Source organism: Xenorhabdus vietnamensis (assembly GCF_002127535.1).
GTDB lineage: Bacteria > Pseudomonadota > Gammaproteobacteria > Enterobacterales > Enterobacteriaceae > Xenorhabdus > Xenorhabdus vietnamensis.
The window spans coordinates 1-437 of the sequence record NZ_MUBJ01000137.1 but is presented as its reverse complement, the minus strand read 5'-3'; the positions used below and the strand labels follow the sequence as shown (position 1 = coordinate 437).

The window sequence follows — 437 nt, the reverse complement described above, 5'->3', positions numbered from 1 at the left end:
CCACGGAAACACCGTACCCTGACACGGTGTGCATTCATCAGTTATTCGAACAGCAGGCAGAGAAAATCCCAGACGCCATTGCCTTGAGGTACGAAGACCAGACCGTCAGCTATGCCGAACTCAATGCCCGTGCCAACCGGTTGGCTCGTCAGCTCATTGAACACGGTATCCGTCCCGGTGAGCATGTGGCGCTGTTACTGGCGCGTTCGGTGGCGCTGGTGGTCGCCCAACTGGCGGTACTCAAAGCTGGCGCGGTTTATGTGCCGATTGATCCGGGTATGCCGGATGGGCGAAAACACTGGATGATACAGGATTGTACTGCCCGGTTGCTGCTCGCTGATATACGGGAGGATATCCCGGCTAACCTGACTGTGCCATTATTGCGTCTCTCGGATGAGGAAAAGACAAACCGTGGGCAAGATTGTCGTCATCCTGAT

Annotated in this window: 1 protein-coding gene; it reads left to right on the top strand. The window is 55.6% G+C overall.

Features of this window, described 5'->3' with window-relative positions; genetic code table 11:
- Positions 1 to 437: AMP-binding protein (locus Xvie_RS20580; protein ID WP_139838945.1), on the top strand; the 437-nt coding region annotated here is incomplete at both ends.